The sequence below is a fragment of the Nostoc sp. 'Lobaria pulmonaria (5183) cyanobiont' genome (assembly GCF_002949795.1).
GTDB lineage: Bacteria > Cyanobacteriota > Cyanobacteriia > Cyanobacteriales > Nostocaceae > Nostoc.
This window is the reverse complement of the sequence record NZ_CP026692.1, coordinates 6,259,181-6,279,552: the sequence shown is the minus strand read 5'-3', so window position 1 is coordinate 6,279,552 and position 20,372 is coordinate 6,259,181. Positions and strand designations below refer to the sequence as shown.

Sequence of the window (20,372 nt, the reverse complement as noted above, 5' to 3'; positions counted from 1 at the left end):
TGTTGTAGCCCTATACAGCTAAACTCAGTAAACCAAAAAGTTTTCCACCTTAAGCGAGCATTAGGATATTTTGTATTCTCTAATCCTTTTACTTGAGCAAATCTTGAACCAGGAAAATTTTTAGACAAAAAGGTTCTACAAAAGTCCTAGCAAATCTTCTGTTCTAATAGAGGCAAAATGAAACAACGACAAATATTGACGCAAGCAAAAAAGCAGGCACAGGTGTTGTCAGCGAACCACAAAGCGCGGCGGATTCGGTTGGGGGCAATTGCGCTGAGGGTAATGCTGATGGGGGCGATCGCATCAGGATTTGCGGCTTGGCAAAGTCCGAAAACAGTGATTGCTGCCAATAGCGATCGAGCGGTTGCAGAGGTTAAACCAGTGCGGCGAGAGAAGGAACATTTATTGAAACACTCAGCAGTTTCTGAGCGAAATGTGAGCGTCACGAGTCAGAAGCAGGCGATTAATGGAGTAAGAGAGCAAAAAAGCCGAAACGGCGCACTGATCGCCACGCTGAGGGGACACAGTGCTGATGTGTGGAGTGTCAGCTTCAGCCCTGATGGACAAACAATCGCCTCTGGCAGTTACGACAAGACCATCAAGCTGTGGAAGCGAGACGGCACACTGATCAACACGCTAAAAGAAGACTCGCTTGTGCTCAGTGTCAGCTTCAGCCCTGATGGACAAACGATCGCCTCTGGCAGTTGGGATGGCACCATCAAGCTGTGGAAACGAGACGGCACGCTGATCAACACGCTGAAGGGACACACTGATTTTGTGTACAGTGTCAGCTTCAGCCCAGATGGACAAACGATCGCCTCTAGCAGTGGGGATAACACTATCAAGCTGTGGAAGCGAGATGGCACACTGATCAACACGCTGAGGGGACACACTGATCTTGTGCACAGTGTCAGCTTCAGCCCGGATGGACAAACGATCGCCTCTGGCAGTGGGGATAGTACCATCAAGCTGTGGAAGCGAGACGGCACACTGATCAACACGTTGAGGGGACACAATGCTGATGTGTGGAGTGTGAGTTTCAGCCCAGATGGACAAACGATTGCCTCTGGGAGTTGGGATGGCACCATCAAGCTGTGGAAACGAGACGGCACGCCGATCAACACGCTCAAAGTAGACTCTCTTGTGTACAGTGTCAGTTTCAGCCCAGATGGGCAAACGATCGCCTCTGGCAGTGCGGATGGTACCATCAAGCTGTGGAAGCGAGACGGCACGCTGATCAACACGTTAAGTGGTCACGATGATTTTGTGCTCAGTGTCAGCTTCAGCCCAGATGGACAAACGATCGTCTCTAGCAGTTTGGATAAGACCATCAAGCTGTGGAATTTGAACTAGGCTAGTTTAACCAGACTCGGCTGTTATCGGCTGCGAAATTAGCTAGAAGAACCTTGAGCGGGATTGAAGCAATGAATATGATGCAAAAAGGACAAGTGAATGGAATTGACCAAGCCAACAGTGTGTCTCAAGCGAAGTTTATCAAAGAAATCTTTGGAGTGAGTACTTAATGTAATACGAGTGACACAGATTGATTTAGGATTTACGCATCGTACATAAGTACTACACGCAATTTGGGTGTTTCAGCCATGTTTAGCACCTAGTGATGGCTACGCCCGCCAAAGGCATCGCAAAGGAAGCGAATAAATCGGGGTTATGCCAAGCGCCTGAAACGACTAAATACCGTAATTAACATTATGGTTAATTTGTACAGTGCGTAAGTCCTAATTTTTAAGCTTATATCCCGTTAGATATTAATCAATTTCCTTTCAATGTGGGGCTACCGATTAAGTTACCAGAATTTAGTTTAGAGCAGATGCAAGAATTGCCAGTGCGTCATGGACTCGATTGGGCCAAAGGTGAGAAAGGATTAGAAAAGCTGGCTCCTCTACTAGCAATGATTGGTGGTCATCCTTATTTAGCTCGTCTGGCTCTTTATAACCTGGGACATCAAACAGTAACTCTAGAACAGCTACTAAAAGAGGCTCCCACAATTGCCGGCATCTATAGCAACTATTTACGGCATCATCTAGCAAATCTCCAAGAACATCCAGAACTGGCGATCGCGCTCAAACGGGTAGTTACCTCTCCAACAAGTGTGCAATTAGAAGCGATCGCTGCTTATAAATTAGAAAGTATGGGTTTGGTAAAACTTGAAGGAAATCAGGCAATGCCTAGCTGTGAGTTATATCAGCTGTATTTCCGAGAGCAATTAACTTAAACGCTATGAATAAATACGAATATCAAATTGGCGGTAGTCTCAAAGTCGATGCTCCTAGCTATGTAAAAAGACAGGCTGACTTTTAACTTTATAATGCTTTAATTCAAGGGAAATTTTGTTATGTATTTAGTTCCCGACAGATGGGTAAATCTAGCTTGCGGTTACAAACAAGGCATAAATTAGAACAAGCAAGCTACAGTTGTGTTTCTATCAACATGACTCGCATCGGCAACGGCAATATTACTCCTGCTCAATGGTATAAGGGCATAGTAGTTGACTTATTAAGGAGCTTTAACGTCTTTAGCAAAGTTAATATAAAAGCCTGGTGGTCGGAGCGTGAAGATTTACCTGCATTACAGCGATTGAGCCAGTTTGTTGAAGATATTTTATTAGTTGAACTAAAAACTGAAAAAATATTTATTTTTATTGATGAAATAGAACTGCTGTTGTCGGGTTTAGTAACCAAGCAGCAAGGGCAACTAATAGTAAAAAACCGGATTTATGAAGAGGTTTTCAACCAAACTTGGGTAGAAAAACAATTAGCAAAATTGCGACCCTACTCCCAAGCATTGAATGCTTGGGTAGCCTCAGAACACCGTGATAATTCCCGACTATTGCGCGGGACAGCCTTACTTGAAGCTCTAGCTTGGTCACAAGGCAAAAGCTTGAGTGATTTGGATTATCAATTTTTAGCAGCTAGCCAAGAATGCGATCGCCGAGAAGTTGAGACATGGCTAGAAGCAGAACGAACTAAAGAAGTTAAAGCTCGACTAGTTCAAGAGCAAAAAGCAGCTAGATTTCAAAGATTATTTTTTCTAAAGGTGGTTTTACCAACACCGCCTTCACCCTGGATGAGGATAACTTTTGCTCCCCGACTGATGAGGGTGTGGAGTTCGGCTATTTGGCGATCGCGCCCCACAAAGTTAGAATCTAAATCTTGGGGTTTAGCGTCATTGCCTTCTATATTGGGAATATGGCTAATTTTTAGCGAATGTTGGGTTGTTCTAAATCCCTGAACCACACTTTGCTTTTGGGGGATAGGCAGCATACTGAGCGTCGTCGTTAGCGCAGCCTCTCCAAGAGTTGTAGCGCTCACGCCAAGGTATTGCCTACCCTAATTATGCAAGTTAAATGTGGAATAGCTTAGTAGTTAGTTAACGCTGAAAGCGCTTGTAGTTTCTTTGACAACTTCATCTATTTTAGGAGTAGCTGAAAGATGCACAACATGCACTGAACAAGGACCATGGTGAAGAACGTAGTTACTCACACTACCGAGAAACAGTTCCATCAACCGAGAATGACCCCGACGCCCCATAACAATTAGGTCAGCGCCACAACTATGGGCTAAATCACAAATAATGCGACCAGGATTACCAACATTTTGTGTAAATTCCGTAGTGACACCTGCTGTGTTTGCTTGAGCAGAGAAAGATTGCAACATCTGGATTCCTAGATTTTTAAAGGTATCCCACTGTTGTTGGTATAACTCAAAGCTTTGACTGGTCATTCCTGGATAGTAGTCCATATTAGACAGCATAGGTACATAAGGACTACCCTCTTCTTCCGAAGATAGGACATGAAGTAACATTAAGCTAGCTTGTGTTAATTTTGCTAAATCCAATGCTTCTTTAAAAACCTGTTGCCCTATTTCCGAGCGAGCTAATGCAACTAGAATCTTTTTAAAGATCATAATAGACCTCCGATTTTATTGGTAATTGGTCTTTACGGTTTTGGGTTTCCAGATGCTGGATTGTCAAAAATGACTAATCCCTCAACTATATTTAGCGACTTTTGAATTTTAAATCTCTTAAAGGTTTTCGCCCTATATTTATATTTATAGCAAAACAATTTGAGAAACTTGTGAGGAAAGCGAGCATTTATCTTTGAGCATCAGAGAGCATCCAATTTTGGAAGAAATATTTTTGAACCCTGAGCCTAAATCCCTCTCTCAAAGTTGCTATGCATTAGTCACATTTTTCTTAAGATTGCTGTAAAGAAGTCAGGAACAGGATTGTAGAACAAGGCGATATATGGATATTTGACAAAAGCAGAAGAATGTAAATGACGAAAATTTTCTAGGCGATCGCTAACCACAAACCGGAGAATTTGAGTGGATAACTATCAATGCTTTTGCTCTTGTTTTAAGTAAGTTATATTTTTGTTGAGAAAGATTAGGGTAATGGATAGCCTAAAAGGAGAGATCAATGTATTGCATACAAACGAAAAGGGTAAAGCATTAAACAATCCGGTTAACAATTGTCCACACTTCTCCATCAGAGCGGACATAGGGAACGGAGATTGTCTTAAAGCCAGTAATAAAGGGCTTGTAATAAATCTGCCAATACATTGGACTCAGTTGATTGGCACAAGCCTTCAGAAAACGCACTTCTGCGGCCAGTTCACTTGCTAGTTGATTAATGCGTTGAGCATGAACCTGAGCCACTTCTTTGGCTTCCTCTAGCTGCTGCTGTTGGATAAGTTCTTTAGATTCCCCTTGCCAACGCACTAATTTAGTTTGTTTTTGTTTGATTTGGGCTTCCAAGGCAGCGATCGCTGCATCTATGCCTTGGAGTTCAACTGATAATTGGGCATTTTCCCTGGCTTGACGGCGGTACGCTTCAACCATTGCTTGGGGTGAATCATTCTCGCCAGAGATGACATTATTAATAGTGAGTGCAGCGCGTTCTTCTAAGAGAATCTGAATTTGAGAGTTAAGCGCCGCCATTTCATCCTGAATTTGCTCCATAAATCGAGTTTTAAGTGCTGAGTAAAATATTAAAAGCTTTTTGCGCCTTGGGTATCGAGAGAAAGCGATCGCACCTCGGCTGTAATTCCTTCTTCTTGCCAAGCAGCTAGCATCGCCGCCTCTACTGCCTTTGAGTGTAACTTATCCACCAAAGCTAACAGTGTCGGTCCCGCACCACTAATCACCATACCATAAGCACCAGCACTAACAGCTGCGATGTTGAGAGCATCATAACCAGGAATCAAAGCTTTGCGATAGGGCTGATGCAACTTATCTTGTAAAGCTGTCTTTAACCATTGTCCGTTACCAGTTTCCAAGCCGCGCAATAATAACCCCAAATGTGCCGTATTAAAAATCGCATCGGCGCGACTTACTTCAGTTGGCAGAACGCTCCGCGCCTTTGAAGTGGAAAGTTCAAAATCAGGAATAGCCACAACTGGTACAACATCTTTATGCCAGGGAACATCACAAATTTCCCAACCTGCGCCACTGGTAGCAGCAAGACGACATCCTCCCAACAAAGCTGGAACTACATTATCAGGATGTCCTTCCATTGCGATCGCTAACTCCATCACCTGCGACTGACTCATAGGCGTACCCTCAAGTTGATTAGCCGCAACCAACCCACCAACAATTGCTGTCGCCGAACTACCCAAACCCCGCGCCAACGAGACACCTAACTTAATCTCTATTTTCACAGTCGGCGGTGTTTGCTCTATATGTTGATAGAACTTGACAAACGCTTGGTAAAGAAGATTGTTCTCATCAGTTTGAACTCGTTCAGCTTCTGTACCAGTGATATCAATAGTTAACCCACCTTCTTCGAGCCGAGTGAACTTGAACTCGTTGTACAGCTTTAATGCTACACCGATGCAATCAAAACCAGGCCCCAAATTTGCAGTTGTGGCGGGAACGGTAACAGTGATGGCAGAAACAACAGACATTGGCAAAACTCACTAATCATCAACCAGCATCCCATGTAAAGGGTTGATTTGCTCATGAGTTATGGTAATTGTCTGTAAGTTAGTAAACATCAAGCTCATTAATCAATCACACTGCTACTTTTAATAATCCAATTTTCTACCCTACGAATAAGAGTATCTACCCATTCTTGGGTTAAGCGTTTTTCATAGTATCTTGGCAGATGGACTTTACCCACAGCTTTGTACAAAGCTCTTTTCCAAGCCGTGTATTCATAAACCGCTTCCTCATCTCCCTTAGCTGCTTTCACTGCTATTTGGAAGAACAGGATGTTAACCTCGTCTCCTTCTACACCGTTATACCCACTTTTTAAATCCCAATCTACACCTTTACACATTATGGCTGTATATTGTATTTGATCCAAGTAAACCTGTTCATAATATCGCATTGGACAGTAATTACGATTAAATTCGCTGCGATTTTCTAGGTCTATAATCTTCTCTTGAATATCTTCGGATTTTTTTATCATTGATTCAAGCGTAGCCCTTGAGGTACGATTAGGTTCCATCAAAAGACTTATCTTTTCACCCTTTTCTTCTGCTCTATAAATCCAAGGTGGAGTAGGAAATAAATTGTTAGTCCATAGTCCTAATCTATATTTTTTTCTAGCAAAGTATTGAGCATCTAAGTAACTGGCTTCAATTTCTGTAGTTAAAAAATCATAATAAGCCCAAGCATTGCCTGTTATGACCATAAGCCAGCTTAAGGAATAACCATTTATAAAAACATCAGCAATATGGCGTCCGTGTTTTTCGTCAAGAGCAATAAATCTTATGGCTATTACAGACGCTGTATTTGAGAACTGATTTTCTAACCATTTTTTTGAGTCTAATCCATATTCTTGATTATGCTCAGGTGCATCGATGTAAGCAAGACGAATATTTAGGCTCTCTTCACCCTTACGGACTAGTAAACCATCACCATCTATAACTTTTATGACTTTACCAGTTTCTAGGTCTCTATACGAGTCAGCATAAATAACTGAAAGATGTTTTTTAACAAGCAATAGAAACTCAGTATTTTTCTGATATGATTCAACCATAAGTATGCTTAGATACACAGAAATATAATCTGTTGTAGCATAGCCTTTGTGCCTCACTCTAATTTAAACAATTGACACTTAGCTACAGACGTAGCACCAAAAATACCCGCAACCAATATAAAAGTGGTAGCGGGTTAAGTAATATCAAAGCTACTTAGATGCCAAAAACTATCGAAAAAACGCTCACCAGATTTTCAACATTTCTGGGTTTAATCAGTTTACTTAATAACTCCCAAAACGGGCGCTACCTCAACCTCTGAAATTTGCGGAACCAAGAAACCCTCGGCATAAATTTGGGGATTTGTTTGCGAGACTATGGCATAAGACTGGCGAAGATTAGCATTGACTGCGACAGTCTTCACGTCGTACATCTGCATCGCCATCTTCGGATAGAAACCAATACCAATAATCATCAGTAGAAAACAGGCAGCGATAAATACCTCACGCGGTCTAGCATCGTCGTAGACTGCATCTTCTGGTACGAGACAGTCCGTACCAAAACAAACTGTTCCCTCATCTTCTTGATTTTCCGAACCTGCATTATTAATGTCACAGATGAGTGCTGCACCCTGACCATAAAACACCTCTCGCAGCATGGAAAGTAGATAAATCGGTGTGAGGATAACTCCAACTGCGGCGAGAAAAACTGTAACGGTGCAGAAAGTGGAACTGTAAACGTCACTGCTTGTTATACCAACAAATACTGATAGTTCGCCAGCAAAGCCGCTCATCCCAGGAAGTGCCAGAGATGCCATTGCTGCGATTGTAAACAGGGCAAAGACTTTGGGCATGGCTTGAGCAATACCGCCCATATCTTTCATTACCATTGTGTGGGTGCGATCGTAAGTAACACCTGCTAAGAAGAACAGCACTGATGCAATCAAACCATGCGAAATCATCTGCAACATCGCACCGTTGATTCCCAAATCAGTGAAGGAGGCAATCCCAAGCAATACAAACCCCATGTGAGAAATCGACGAATAAGCTAAACGCCGCTTCATATTGGTCTGAGCAAAGGAGTTCAAGGCACCATAGATAATGTTGACAACACCCAGAATGGCTAGAACCGGGGCAAAGTAAATATGTGCATCGGGAAGCAACTCAAGATTCAGGCGAATCAGTCCATATCCACCCATCTTCAGTAACACACCAGCCAAAATCATCGATACAGGAGAGGATGCTTCGCCGTGGGCATCAGGCAACCAAGTATGCATGGGGAAAACAGCAAGCTTGACACCAAATGCAATCAACAATCCTGCATAAAGTAGCAGTTGTAGACTAAGAGGATATTCCTTCTTGGCGAGGGCGGTTATATCAAATGTCATATCACCGCCGCCATATAACCCCATTGCCAGGGCTGCCACTAAAATAAATATAGAAGCCGCTGCGGTATACAACAAAAATTTCGTAGCTGCATAACGACGCCTTTGCCCACCCCAAATGCAGACTAGTAGGTAGACGGGAATCAGTTCTACTTCCCACATGATGAAAAATAGCAGCAAGTCTTTAGCAACGAACACCCCTACCTGTGCCGAATATAGCACCAGCATCAAAAAATAGAAGAGGCGAGGTCGGCGATCGACTTGCCAAGCTGAAAATATCGAGAGGGTGGTGACAAATCCGGCTAAAAGCACAAGTGGCGCTGAAAGCCCATCGACTGACACCGCCCAGTTAAAACCTAACTGAGGCACCCAGGCATAATTTTCCACCATTTGAAAACTAGCACTGCTGGCATCGTAATGCTTCCAAAAGGCGTAGCACATTAATGCAAAATCTGCAATACCTACACCCAGTGCATACCACCGCACGCGCTTACCATCTTTATCAGGCAACACAGGGATGAGCAGGGAAGCAACAAGTGGCAGTAAGACAATCGCGGTAAGCCAGGGAAATTGATCCGCTATCATGTATGTATATAAAAATACTTATTTAGTCAATTATGTCATTCTACTAAACTTTGTAACAATTTCTTCATAAATCTTTGTCCCAGTTAACCGCTTTGACCGAAAAACAATTGACTGGAGACTGGGAAAGAAATATTTTTATTTGTTAAGTGTTCTGGTGTGTGCAGTTGATGATAGCTATTTACGTTACTCACGGTACTAATCCCGCCCGCAAAGCACGGACAGCAGCTTGTGTCCGGTCAGCAACACAGAGTTTATTGAGAATACCTCGAACATGAGTTTTGACAGTACCGACTGTTAAATAGAGCCTTTTCGCAATTTCTGCATTGTCACACCCAGCGACAATCAACTCTAAAACATCCATCTCTCTATGAGTTAAAGGATAGCTGACTATACTTTTTTCAGTATCTGGGTCAATACCTTCAATTAAGACTCTTTTTCCAGATGCGCCTCTGTTGCCATCGGGGAAATCTTGACGTATTTGTTGTAGTACAAGGTCTGCGATCGCTGGATCGATCCATGAGCTACCTGCATAAGTCGTTTGTACAGCCTCTACTAGTTTCTCTGTTTCTATATCCTTCATGCAATAAGAATCTGCACCTGCTGCAAATGCTGCTAAAACTGCTTGTTCGCTATTTTGCATCGTTAAAATTAGCAGCTTTGTTGTGTAGTCTTCATTCTCTGCCTGATATTGCCTAAATGTGCGTGTTAGCTCAATACCATCCATGTCAGGCAAACCAATGTCAATAGTAGCAACATCCGGCTTGAGAGTTTTCAGAAGCCTAATGCCGTCGGTTGCATTAGCTGCTTCACCAACAATGTTAAACTCTGCCTGGGTTTGTAAAGCAGACCGCAAGCCGATTCTTGTCAGGTTGTGATCTTCAATTACAAGGATCTTGATTTCACTCATAGTTGTTTAACTTTACTGTTATTTATCTAAAGTACAGATTAAAATAATCTCGTTCTTCTATTCGGGATCTTATACAAAAAGCAATGCGTTTGGTATTATTCTCTGAACTTCATCTACCATTAGACATAGATAACCTTATCTCGTAAGCTTTTTTAAGGCAAGAGTTTCGATATGACAATATAAGTAGGTGGGCGGAAGTAAATATTTATCGTTGGGATAAGGCAGGAGGCCGGAGGCAGGAAGCAGGAGGGAAGAGGATTTTAGCCTCGTTCATTTTTGTTAACATAGTTTGGTTTTATTCTGCCGACCTACTTAAGTTAATCAAAAAATATTTCTATACATTAACCTAACGCTTGATGTTTTATGCTAAATAATTTTTCATGAAAAATCTGGTAGCAAGCAAAAGTAGGTGACTATTGAGTAGTTACCCTTGCTTTGAGTGGGATTATGCACACAAAAGGGACTAAAATAACTCACTTTAGTACCCAGGTACTGATATTAATTGGATAATTCAGGTGGCTAAGATACTTATAAAAAGATATGTTGCTTTAATTAATTGGCACATTAAATATATAAAAAAACAGTTTAATTACGTAGAAAAAAGGTATTCAACTCAGGAAACTCTAAAAGAAAATGTTAATCCTTAATAATCTCAGCACTGGTGAAGTAAGCTATTACTAGATTTGCTAGGGATAGCCAAGCACTTCTTTTTTATTTAGCCATGTTTTTACCTAAAACTGTCAAAAAAGATAAAATTCTCGTTGTCGATGATATTTTTGACAATCTACTGGTCTTAGAAGCAGTCCTAGAAGATGAGGACTATGAAATTAGCTTGGTAGAAGATAGTAAGATTGCTCTGGCTATGGTTGAAGAGTCACCGCCAGACATAATTCTCTTAGATGTGATGATGCCGGAGCTAGATGGCTATGAATTTACTCGGCGCATCCGACAGAATCAGGCGTTGCCATTTATCCCGATTCTGCTGCTCACGGCTCATTATGAGTCTAGCGTTGTTGAAGGACTTGACGCTGGTGCAGATGACTTCATTCGTAAACCATTCGATCCTGATGAACTACATGCAAGGGTGCGATCGCTCCTGCGCCTCAAGCATAGTATTGACGAACGAGATCAGATGGCGAACCTCCGGGCAGATTTTGTCTCGCGTTTTACTCACGATTTACGTATACCATTGGTAGCCTCCAACCGCGTATTAAAATTATTGCTGGAAGGCAGATTTTGCGATGTTTCGCCACAATTGCAAGAGATAATTGATACCATGATTGGCAGCAATCAAGACCTGCTGGAAATGGTAAATACCTTGTTAGAAGTTTATCGTCATGAAGCGGGCTGTAAAACCTTAAAAATTTCTCCCTGCAATATTCAGGAATTAGTTAGTGAAGTTTCCCAAGAATTAACTCCTTTAGCTGAAGAAAAAGGATTAGCTGTAAATATTGATCGAGGTGAAACTGCAAGCACCATTATGGGCGATCGCTTAGAACTGCGGCGAGTTTTGACAAATCTCATCGGCAATGCTATCAAATTTACAGACAAAGGTTCTGTAAATATTCACTGTTATCTGACTTCGGTAGCTGTGAATATTGATATCCAAGATACAGGACCAGGAATTTCTAAACCAGATCAGGCAATATTATTCGAGCGATTTCGTCAAGGGAAACACCAACGTTCTGGTAGTGGTTTGGGACTATATCTCTCTCGCTGTATTATCGAAGCACATCAAGGCACAATCGATGTGACATCTGAACCAGGACAGGGTAGTACATTTACTATACGTTTACCTGTAGCTGAAGAAAACTAAAAGTAGGCAGACAAAAAATTATTACTTATTAATTACTGAAACAATATTGGGACGTTCTTTATCTTCGCAGCCGACATGAGGACTTTTCAAACATCCATTAAGAAAATATTTTGCGATCGCTATTGTCAAAATGCCTAAAAACCTCAGCTAAAACATAGACTTAATAAAGGGAGAAGGTTCAGTAAATAATTATTTAACTTAAACCTTCTTCCTAAATAAAGTTTCACCTAGTACAGTACCGCTTAAATCTAACTACTATCTCAATTAACTAGACAAATTGCTTGATTAACTTGTTGCAGGGAGAAAAACCCCTGGTTCCAGGCGGGTGAGGAAACCAATCAATACGATTTGGTTAAGCCCAAAAAATAAAAATGTATAGGTTGAGGTTGAGGAACGAAACCCAACATATTGCAGGGTTTGTTGGGTTTCACTACAAATATTCTTAACCGAACCGTATTGGGGACTGCCTCGCCAACCTAGAATTCGCTATCCCATCGTTAAAAAGCGTACTTCCCCTTCACGTAAAGCCGAGCCAAAACCTGCTTGATTGTAATAGTGTTTGTTCCTTAGACTTTCCCTTTTCAGGATATGAATTTTTGCTTTAACTCGTTTTTGGATCGACTACTCCTCCCAAGCCAGAGTACGTTTCACTGCCTTTTGCCAAATACCAAAGTTGGACAACGGGAAATCGCTCCTCGGCTCAAACACACGCTCAATTTGCCGTTGTTCTACCAGTGCTTCATAGCTCTGCCAAAATCCTACAGCTAAACCTGCCGCAAATGCTGCACCCTGAACGGTCGTATCGCGCATTATCGGACGTTCAACTGGAATACCTAATACATCAGCTTGAAACTGCATCAGGAAATTGTTCTCACAAGCACCACCATCTACAGTTAATCGCCCAACTGGAGTACTGCAAGATGCATTTATCGCCTGCACCACCTCCAGAACTTGATAAGCGATCGCTTCCAGGACGGCGCGAACCAGATGCTCTGGTTGTACACTGGCGGTAATGCCGAAAAAAGCTCCCCTGGCGCTCATATCCCAGTAGGGTGCGCCCAGTCCACTAAATGCTGGCACAAAGTAGACTCCGCCATTATCTTTTACCTGATTGGCCATCGCTTCAGTTTCAGCAGCAGTTTTAATCAACTTCAGACGATCGCGCAACCATTGAATACAAGCGCCACTAGTAAACATACTGCCTTCTAAGGCATAGCCTACATCTAAAGTCTCCCTGGAATTTGCTTGTGTCCATGCCACTGTAGAAATGAGTTGATGGTGCGATCGCACAATTCGATTGCCTGTATGAGCTACCAAAAAGCTACCAGTACCGTAAGTACATTTCATCAAACTGGGGCGATCGCAGCCATGACCAAATAGAGACGCTTGCTGATCTCCCAAGATGGCAGTAATGGGAATTTCAGCACCCAACAAAGTTGCATCAGTGACTCCAAATACTCCTAAACTCGTCTGAATCTGGGGTAAAATGTGAGCCGGAATCTGAAACAGATCCAGTAAATTCTCATCCCATTCACAGGTTTTGAGATTCATCAACATTGTACGGCTGGCGTTGCTGTGGTCAGTGGCGTGGACTTTCCCACCTGTGAGGTTCCACAGCACCCAGCTATCAATAGTGCCTGCTAAGACATTGTTCAGGTCAATATCAGTAAAATTGTCTAATAGCCATCTGAGCTTGGAAGCCGAAAAGTAGGCATCAATGATTAATCCGGTGCGATCGTAAATTTCTTCAGCGTAGCCTTGTTCTTGTAACTGGTGGCAAAGGGGAGCAGTGCGGCGATCTTGCCAGACGATCGCTCTATGGAGTGATTTACCAGTAGTTTTGTCCCAAATCAAACAGGTTTCGCGCTGTACAGTCAGTCCCAAGGCTGCGATCGCTGATGGCGCAATCTGGGCATTTTCAATTGCGGTTTGCATCACCCAAAAGGTATCCTGCCAGATTTCTTGAGGATCGTGTTCTAACCATCCTGGCTGAGGATAATACTGAGTTAGTTCTTTATATGCCTGTCCAACAATCTTGCCATCTGCGTTAAATACAAAGGCGCGGTTGCCTGTCGTACCTAAATCCAGTGCTAAGATGTAGCCCGATGATGGAGTTTTTTTGCCAAGTGTGTGCATAGCTGCTTTGAATGCTGCGTAGGCGTAGTCCGCCATAGGTATCGCGATTTTAGCAATACGCCCTCAACCACATATACATTATTTTGGGTACATTTTGAATTCCTTGTTTGTATCACACTAGGATTTGACGAAAAGCTATACTTAGCACGATGGGTATTAATGTCCGCCTCAAATCCCATATCCTTTACAGCATTGCAGCAGGCTGTGCATTTTAATTATGTGTAAGTAAATCGGCACAGTAAATTATTATAAAAATGCTGCATTCGAGGGAATATTACACACAAATTCATCCGAATTCTAGTATTAAATTAATGTAACATTCATGTGACAACGTACAAGGTGTCACCTTATTCAAGTCTGATTATGACACTCAAGTTTTATAGTTTGAATATAAAAAGTAATAGTAAACCTCATCAATTTTGAAACTTGGAGTATTGTGGGCAAAATGTCTGATACTTCTAGATGGGATCGAGATGTTTCCACTACGTTTAATATCATGTTAAGTTAAACCCTTGTAATATCTGTAGGTTAGGTTGAGGAACAAAACCCAACATTTTATCCTTATTAATGTTGGGTTTTACTACCATATCCCTACGGAAAAGCAAGCTCTAGCACAACCTACACTGATAGATTTTATTACAAGTAATCACCCTAACCTGACATCAAAACTATGGATTTCAAAATAGATGTAGTTTAAAAGTTAAAACCATCGAAATACAACAAAACTTTCCCATGTTAAAACCTAACCAAAATCAAAATGCACTACTAGCTCTGTTGTTACTTGTGCCAGTTCCGAGCATTGGTATTACAACTCAACTGTATATACTTCCTGGCTTCCAAGGACATTTAGTAGCTTTATTATCTAAAATCTGGTTGTTGGTACTACCCATTATCTGGTTGTTATTTATCGATAAAGAGAATTTAAAAGTTGAATATCCTAAAAGACGCGATTTATTAGCTGGAGTTGGATTAGGGCTATTAATGCTAGGCATCATTTTGATTGTTTATTGGCTGCTGGGGGCAAAATGGATAGATGTTGAATATGTTCGCGATCGAGCAAGGCAAGTTGGATTGAACAGTTTTGCGATCTACTTAGTAGGTTCAGGATATTGGATATTTATCAACTCTTTGCTTGAGGAATTTGTCTGGCGTTGGTTTGTCTATCGTAAATGTGAAATTTTGGTATCAAGTCCTTTAGCTATAGTACTATCTGCACTGTTTTTTACGATTCATCACGTTGTTGGTTTGGCAGCTTACTTCGACTGGCGTGCGACAACATTATGCTCATTGGGGGTGTTTCTAGCAGGGGCGGTTTGGTCATGGTGCTACTTGAATTATTGCTCGATTTGGCCTGGATACATCAGCCATGTTTTTGCAGATATAGCAATTTTCCTGATTGGCTGGCAACTTATCTTTGCTTAACAAAAATGTCATCAATCTATAGCGAACTAATTAATCAACATCTCTCAAGATAATGTGTTTTTTTAAGTCGAAACCGATCGTACCTTCTTCTTGTAATTTACCCATCAATCTTGTAATTGTTACCCTAGTAGTACAGCAGGCGCTAGCAATATCTTCGTGAGTAAAGCGAACACTTAGGCGAGTTCCCTCTGGTACAGTTTCACCCACTTCTCGTTTCAAAAGTTGTAATAGATGGTACAAGCGATCTTGTACTCGCCGTCTTCCACAAATGACTAAAAAAGATTCTGTTTGCTGTAACCGCTGATTAATTTTTGGTAAAAGTGTATGGCTAAGTGTTGGAGAAGCTGCTACCTCTACCGTGTAAATTGGCACCAACTCAACATCAGCGAGGGCTGTTGCTTGGTAAATGTTTAAAGATGTCAAACTAGAACCAAAAACCATTCCTGCTGTTGCCAATCCTATCAGCACTTCTTCACCCGTTTCACAGTAGGTACTGAGTTTGACAAAACCCTGAGAAACATACCAAATTACTAATGGGTTGAGGGCAATAGTTTCTCCTTTAGCATATTTATGTAGGAGGCGCTGGTTGAAAATTTCACTGTCGTCCTTAACTGCTAAGTGCTGACGCCCAGTAATATTACGCAGTATCCAACGTAGAGAGATTGCCTTACCCTGGTGATTGCGGACAACTGCAACTGTCAAAGCTGCATCAAAGGACTCGCCATGACGTTGCTGCAAACGTACCAATAACTCTCTAACTCTGTCTGATTGCGATAAATGTATCAGTTCGTTGCGAACTTGCTGACGTTCTTCTAGAGGGACAAAGTTAACTATTGGTTTGCCCACTAAAAAATGCTTTGCAACATTCAACAACTTAGCTGCGGTGAGGTTAGCTTCTTGGATGATTCCTTCTGTATTAGTCACTAAATAGCCGTCTGGCGCCAACTCGAATAAATCTTGGTAGTGGTGGCGTTCTCCTTCTAGCCAATTCCGTGTTTTTACTAGTTCCTCATTTTGCTGATAAAGTTCCTCTGCTGCTAACTGTACTATCTTTGAGGTGTTATAGAGTTCCTTAAAAGCTTCCGGCAACAGATCGGGGGAAATCCAAGGTAGTATACTAGCAGTTTGGTATAAATCTGCTAAACGCTTGTGCAATATTTCTGTGCGTTGGATAAATTTTTCTATGTTCACCTTAAATAACCGCTACTTGCTTGCAGAAGTTGAGCAAAAAATCTACTAGGTAAATCTTTGAAAAAGTTGCAGCATTCCTAATTTTATTGAGTGATAAATTTAACTGGTTGTAAACTGCAATTTTTATGCAATTTAACTTATAAAATTACATTTATTTTAGGTTTTTGATAATTTATATCTTACAGTCGCTACAGATGGGCCAGTTTTTAAATGACACGTGTCGCATTCAACCTAGAAGCTCAAAGTAAATTTAATCTAGCAAATTACAAAGTGTTTATTATAACTGTTGCTACTCAGATATTTTTTTATAAGAAATTGTACGGTATTTTGCTAAGTATTACTTCTACCTTTGGTGGTAAAATTCTGTAAAATAAGCTAAATACTAGTGCCAAATCTGCCATCTAACGATTGTGCTAATTTTTGACTAAACTGATAAGCCAGTCAAAATGATCACTAGCAAAGAGCAGATACCTACCACAGTTGGAAAACTCTACATCTCAGCCGTAATTTCTAACTATTATTGTTGAACCCGCTTTGTCATTCCTCCAATGAAGGATTCAGTGCTAATGATAATTGTTTCCATTGTTACTAAGAGTAACTGATAACAGTTTCCCCAACTTCCATCACAAGAATCAAGCAAATACTACTAAAGACATAGAATCTAAGTTAAGTTTGTTTGTGATTATGAATACGTTGCCTATTAATAAAAATCACAACAAAATTCGGCGTTGCATAATGGAGTATGAATTAGTGGGTACTTGAATATGAATTGTCCAAGTTGTAATTCCAGGCATATCCGTAAGAACGGGAGAAAAAGTGGTAAATAGAATTACATATGTGTTAGACGCAGAATTAATATTACCACTAGTAACTTAAATCGAGCGACATACTTCTAGTGGATACTACGGATGAAAGATGTGCCTTGTTGCAGATGAACGCTACAATTTATCAGTAAAGCAAAGAAATAGTTAAATCTAGAGTGGCTTCATGACGGCTAATTTAACACCTACAGCAACATTTGACTTTGTTACCGTGCTATCCCAAGCTGCGGTTACGTATCGACAACCACAACGCATACGCCCTAGTGCTGAAATATTAGTAAAGGCGTTGCTACAAGCAGAAAAAACTGCCAAGCAGCAACGGTTGACTTATCCGTTTGAGTTTCTTCTCGGTAAATGGCAACTTTGCTTTGTCACTGGCACTAAGAAAAACAAAGGTAGCGGGGGAATTGTATTAGGCAATGGTTTCTATGTACCCAAGTTTATAGCAATCCATGTTTCTTTTAATGCCACTTTGGAACAGGATTCAAACATAGGCGAAATTGCTAATCAGGTTGAGTTTAACCCAGTTTCACTGAAGCTCACGGGGCCAGTGCAATATTTCGCTAAGAAAAATTTATTAGCGTTTGACTTTAACCAGATGATTATCAGTTTGTTTGGTCGTGTTGTTTACAACAGAGCAATCCGTGCTGGTAAAGTTCAGACAGAAGATTTCTACAACCAACCTATAGCGAAATTACCCTTCTTTGGCTTCTTTTTAGTGACAGAAGATTTCATTGCAGCTCGCGGTCGTGGGGGAGGATTGGCATTTTGGATTCGAGAAACTTAAAGACGCTTTCAGGAAATTAGGTAGTCTTGCTGGAGGCAAAAGGGAAGAGAATTTGACTTATTTGTTTGATTTGTAGCAAGTGGTGCAAGCTCCTTTACAAATCAAACAAATACTTCACATCATCTGCGCTTGATTACTTAGGGAGTGATAGAGTTCGCCTGATTTTGTCTTTTATCTTGCCTTATCAGAGAAGTATATGCTACTATCGGTAATTGTGTGGTTAAGGACGTATAGCTCAGTTGGTTAGAGCGCTACGTTGACATCGTAGAGGTCACTGGTTCGAATCCAGTTACGTCCATTCTTGTTGTACAGTGACTAATTATTTGTCATCGGTGACAGATTAATGTCGTTGAGACTAATTATCTGTCGTCGGGACAAATTGATGTCGTTTAAGTGCCAGTGACAGATTAATGTCATTTATTTTCAGAGACTATAGCGATAATGTCAACGTAGCGCTCTCTTTCAACCCTCCCTATAAAAATTATGATAACCCACCTAGTTAGTACCTGGCGGGTTATTACAACATTTTTGCGTGCGTAATAGTTTCAGATTTGGCTTTCAACCCACCCAGTACCTGGAGGGTTGTTGCCACCAATAGCCGCTCATCCCCTACGAGATTTGAGCGCTTTCAACCCACCCAGTAGCTGGAGGGTTGTTGCCACTTTACGGCAATTTTTGATAGCCTACCAACCCAAAACTTTCAACCCACGCAGTACCTGGAGGGTTGTTGCCACATCAAAGCACTCAACTACGAGCGATCGCACCCAATCAATATCTTTCAACCCACCCAGTACCTGGAGGGTTGTTGCCACTTCGGCTAATCAGATGGATTTAGATTTTACAAAGTCCTTTCAACCCACCCAGTACCTGGAGGGTTGTTGCCACAAGACTCATGTGAAGTTGTAGCATGACACCTACTCTTTCAACCCACCCATGTACAGTGACTAATTATTTGTCGTCGTGACAAATAATTAGTCACTGTACACTTGTTGTGCATTCACAAATTGAATGTCGCTATTTCACAAATTAGTGTCGTTACTTCTTCTAGATAACCGTTCACAAATTAATGTCGCAACATTTGAGGCTAGTCAACTATTCACTCTGGCGAGACAGAATCATCCCAGAGTGAATAGTTGACTATAGACTCAATTTTAACTTAAGTTAAAAAACTTTATTTACAATCAGTAGACCGAAAACTTCTGCGATCGCTAAAAAATAGTAGTGTATGATACCGTTTTTGGAGAATTGTCCAAAAGGTGATTGTGAGGCATGAATAATAAGATTCACTTATAAATAAGCCCCGGAAATCAACCAAAATATTGATTAATTTTACTTATGTAATAGCTCTTAACGAGTTTTCACAAAGCGTATTAAAAAATACAGTTTTTTAGGCAATAATCAGATTCATAGGTATCAATCATAGAGCGATCGCAGAAGTTTTCGGTCTACTGACATTGATTATTTCCAGTCAAAGCCCGTTAATATTCCCAAAATCACCATTTTGCTAGACCACGGTTATCACCCGGAACATCTGAGGGAAGAGTTAGAAAAGTTTTATCCCCAGATTATCACGAAAATCAGGTTTGAACTTTCGCCAAAACCATCAAAACAAGAAAACAAAGAATTAGGGCAGTCTGGGTTTGTTCCGGTTGCTGCGAGGTGGGGGAAGAGAACGTTCAAATGCAAGGATTGCGAGATGTAAAATTCTCGTTAAGAACTTTGAGAGAACTCTAGCTAATGCCATTATTCGGCTTATGGTTAAGAGGCTTGCAGCACCTTCTTAGATGTCAAATGGGTTCTATACCTAGTCCAAACAAATATACTCTGAAATGCTCAGACGCACCTATTGAGCTTCGAGCCAACTTTACCGATGTAGCGATGAAAACACCTAGATTTTTGAGAGCTACAAGAGCATCGGGTTACTGATAGTTTTGCCACTCGGTACAGATGCGATTTGCTGCCTCAGCCTCATCTAATGCCAGTTGCTCTGTCTCCAAATCTTGATCGTGAGCTTTTCCCCTGCTCTCTGCGGTGTCAATGATAAGTCTTTGACCGGACACTATATGACAGATTAATAGTGCTGACCTAGCCAAACTGAGTTGAGTTAGCCCGCAAATACACGTATGCAACTAGATTAAAATTAGATTATTATATAACCGAAATATTACTGTGATTTTTGAAGGTTTTTATCTATGTAAATGGTTGATTTCAGAGAATATACGGTAACAATAACCAAAGCGATCGCGGTACTTTAATTTTAATAAATCTTATATTAGTCAGATTAAAAAACTCAGAGAAGATGACGAACACAGAATATAGAAGCTCAAGCTACTACTCGATTCTAACCTAAAACTAGTACGGGAAAACTCTGACGAATGCCAAA

16 protein-coding genes and 1 tRNA gene are annotated in these 20,372 nt (G+C 41.1%); 7 read left to right on the top strand and 10 right to left on the bottom strand.

Annotated elements, in window-relative coordinates; translation table 11 throughout:
- The first annotated feature begins 177 nt into the window (after positions 1–177).
- The 3 genes from NLP_RS27815 (at position 178) to NLP_RS27800 (ending at position 3,249) form a co-directional block, all read left to right on the top strand.
- Positions 178–1,353, top strand: coding sequence for a WD40 repeat domain-containing protein (locus tag NLP_RS27815; RefSeq protein WP_199784710.1), 1,176 nt, complete (start codon positions 178–180; stop codon positions 1,351–1,353).
- Positions 1,354–1,753: 400 nt separating this feature from the next.
- Positions 1,754–2,233 carry an AAA-like domain-containing protein gene (locus tag NLP_RS27805; RefSeq protein ID WP_267894951.1) on the top strand — a complete coding sequence of 160 codons (480 nt, stop codon included), beginning with the start codon at positions 1,754–1,756 and terminating at the stop codon, positions 2,231–2,233.
- A gap of 101 nt (positions 2,234–2,334) precedes the next feature.
- On the top strand, positions 2,335–3,249 hold the full coding sequence (locus NLP_RS27800) for an AAA-like domain-containing protein (protein ID WP_267894950.1): 915 nt from the start codon (positions 2,335–2,337) through the stop codon (positions 3,247–3,249).
- 134 nt (positions 3,250–3,383) lie between these two features.
- Here the strand turns inward: NLP_RS27800 and NLP_RS27790 are convergent, their stop codons facing one another.
- From NLP_RS27790 to NLP_RS27765, 6 genes are all read right to left on the bottom strand, one after another.
- Positions 3,384–3,920: a universal stress protein gene (locus tag NLP_RS27790; protein WP_104910066.1), complete on the bottom strand. Its 537-nt coding sequence runs from the start codon at positions 3,918–3,920 to the stop codon at positions 3,384–3,386.
- A gap of 549 nt (positions 3,921–4,469) precedes the next feature.
- Positions 4,470–4,979, bottom strand: a complete 510-nt coding sequence (locus NLP_RS27785) for a hypothetical protein (protein ID WP_104909146.1) — start codon at positions 4,977–4,979, stop codon at positions 4,470–4,472.
- A gap of 29 nt (positions 4,980–5,008) precedes the next feature.
- Positions 5,009–5,923 (bottom strand): homoserine kinase, encoded by a 915-nt coding sequence (gene thrB, locus NLP_RS27780; protein ID WP_104909145.1) that lies wholly within the window; start codon positions 5,921–5,923, stop codon positions 5,009–5,011.
- Between the two features lie 98 nt (positions 5,924–6,021).
- Positions 6,022–7,002 (bottom strand): thermonuclease family protein, encoded by a 981-nt coding sequence (locus tag NLP_RS27775; RefSeq protein ID WP_104909144.1) that lies wholly within the window; start codon positions 7,000–7,002, stop codon positions 6,022–6,024.
- 218 nt (positions 7,003–7,220) lie between these two features.
- Complete coding sequence (locus NLP_RS27770; protein WP_104909143.1) at positions 7,221–8,909, bottom strand: NAD(P)H-quinone oxidoreductase subunit 4; 1,689 nt, start codon at positions 8,907–8,909, stop codon at positions 7,221–7,223.
- A 187-nt stretch (positions 8,910–9,096) separates the two neighbouring features.
- The gene (locus tag NLP_RS27765; protein ID WP_104909142.1) at positions 9,097–9,816 is read right to left on the bottom strand and encodes a response regulator; all 720 of its coding nucleotides are present in this window, start codon (positions 9,814–9,816) and stop codon (positions 9,097–9,099) included.
- A 721-nt stretch (positions 9,817–10,537) separates the two neighbouring features.
- Between NLP_RS27765 and NLP_RS27760 the strand changes: the two genes are divergently transcribed.
- Complete coding sequence (locus NLP_RS27760; RefSeq protein WP_104909141.1) at positions 10,538–11,632, top strand: hybrid sensor histidine kinase/response regulator; 1,095 nt, start codon at positions 10,538–10,540, stop codon at positions 11,630–11,632.
- Between the two features lie 621 nt (positions 11,633–12,253).
- Here the strand turns inward: NLP_RS27760 and glpK are convergent.
- The gene (gene glpK / locus NLP_RS27755; RefSeq protein ID WP_104910065.1) at positions 12,254–13,768 is read right to left on the bottom strand and encodes a glycerol kinase GlpK; all 1,515 of its coding nucleotides are present in this window, start codon (positions 13,766–13,768) and stop codon (positions 12,254–12,256) included.
- Between the two features lie 732 nt (positions 13,769–14,500).
- Here glpK and NLP_RS27750 point away from each other — a divergent pair.
- Positions 14,501–15,190, top strand: coding sequence for a CPBP family intramembrane glutamic endopeptidase (locus NLP_RS27750; protein ID WP_104909140.1), 690 nt, complete (start codon positions 14,501–14,503; stop codon positions 15,188–15,190).
- A gap of 30 nt (positions 15,191–15,220) precedes the next feature.
- Here the strand turns inward: NLP_RS27750 and NLP_RS27745 are convergent, their stop codons facing one another.
- Entirely contained in the window at positions 15,221–16,381 is a 1,161-nt protein-coding gene (locus tag NLP_RS27745) for a PAS domain-containing protein (RefSeq protein WP_104909139.1), read from the bottom strand.
- 987 nt (positions 16,382–17,368) lie between these two features.
- Between NLP_RS27745 and NLP_RS27740 the strand changes: the two genes are divergently transcribed.
- Together NLP_RS27740 and NLP_RS27735 are read left to right on the top strand one after the other, a co-directional pair.
- Positions 17,369–17,989: a hypothetical protein gene (locus NLP_RS27740; protein ID WP_104909138.1), complete on the top strand. Its 621-nt coding sequence runs from the start codon at positions 17,369–17,371 to the stop codon at positions 17,987–17,989.
- A gap of 224 nt (positions 17,990–18,213) precedes the next feature.
- Positions 18,214–18,287 (top strand) — tRNA-Val (locus NLP_RS27735).
- Positions 18,288–18,672: 385 nt separating this feature from the next.
- On the opposite strand, the gene NLP_RS36250 is transcribed toward NLP_RS27735, so the two are convergent.
- Together NLP_RS36250 and NLP_RS33690 are read right to left on the bottom strand one after the other, a co-directional pair.
- Positions 18,673–18,801 (bottom strand): hypothetical protein, encoded by a 129-nt coding sequence (locus NLP_RS36250; RefSeq protein ID WP_442946634.1) that lies wholly within the window; start codon positions 18,799–18,801, stop codon positions 18,673–18,675.
- Between the two features lie 1,107 nt (positions 18,802–19,908).
- Positions 19,909–20,082 (bottom strand): hypothetical protein, encoded by a 174-nt coding sequence (locus NLP_RS33690; protein WP_158680556.1) that lies wholly within the window; start codon positions 20,080–20,082, stop codon positions 19,909–19,911.
- Between the last annotated feature and the right edge of the window lie 290 nt (positions 20,083–20,372).

Coding starts and splice junctions, on each gene's coding strand:
- NLP_RS27760 (WP_104909141.1), top strand. CDS start 10,538: ATGTTTTTACCTAAAACTGTCAAAAAAGATAAAATTCTCGTTGTCGAT.
- NLP_RS27770 (WP_104909143.1), bottom strand. CDS start 8,909: ATGATAGCGGATCAATTTCCCTGGCTTACCGCGATTGTCTTACTGCCA.
- NLP_RS27785 (WP_104909146.1), bottom strand. CDS start 4,979: ATGGAGCAAATTCAGGATGAAATGGCGGCGCTTAACTCTCAAATTCAG.
- glpK (WP_104910065.1), bottom strand. CDS start 13,768: ATGCACACACTTGGCAAAAAAACTCCATCATCGGGCTACATCTTAGCA.
- NLP_RS27750 (WP_104909140.1), top strand. CDS start 14,501: ATGTTAAAACCTAACCAAAATCAAAATGCACTACTAGCTCTGTTGTTA.
- NLP_RS27765 (WP_104909142.1), bottom strand. CDS start 9,816: ATGAGTGAAATCAAGATCCTTGTAATTGAAGATCACAACCTGACAAGA.
- NLP_RS27740 (WP_104909138.1), top strand. CDS start 17,369: ATGACGGCTAATTTAACACCTACAGCAACATTTGACTTTGTTACCGTG.
- thrB (WP_104909145.1), bottom strand. CDS start 5,923: ATGTCTGTTGTTTCTGCCATCACTGTTACCGTTCCCGCCACAACTGCA.
- NLP_RS27815 (WP_199784710.1), top strand. CDS start 178: ATGAAACAACGACAAATATTGACGCAAGCAAAAAAGCAGGCACAGGTG.
- NLP_RS27775 (WP_104909144.1), bottom strand. CDS start 7,002: ATGGTTGAATCATATCAGAAAAATACTGAGTTTCTATTGCTTGTTAAA.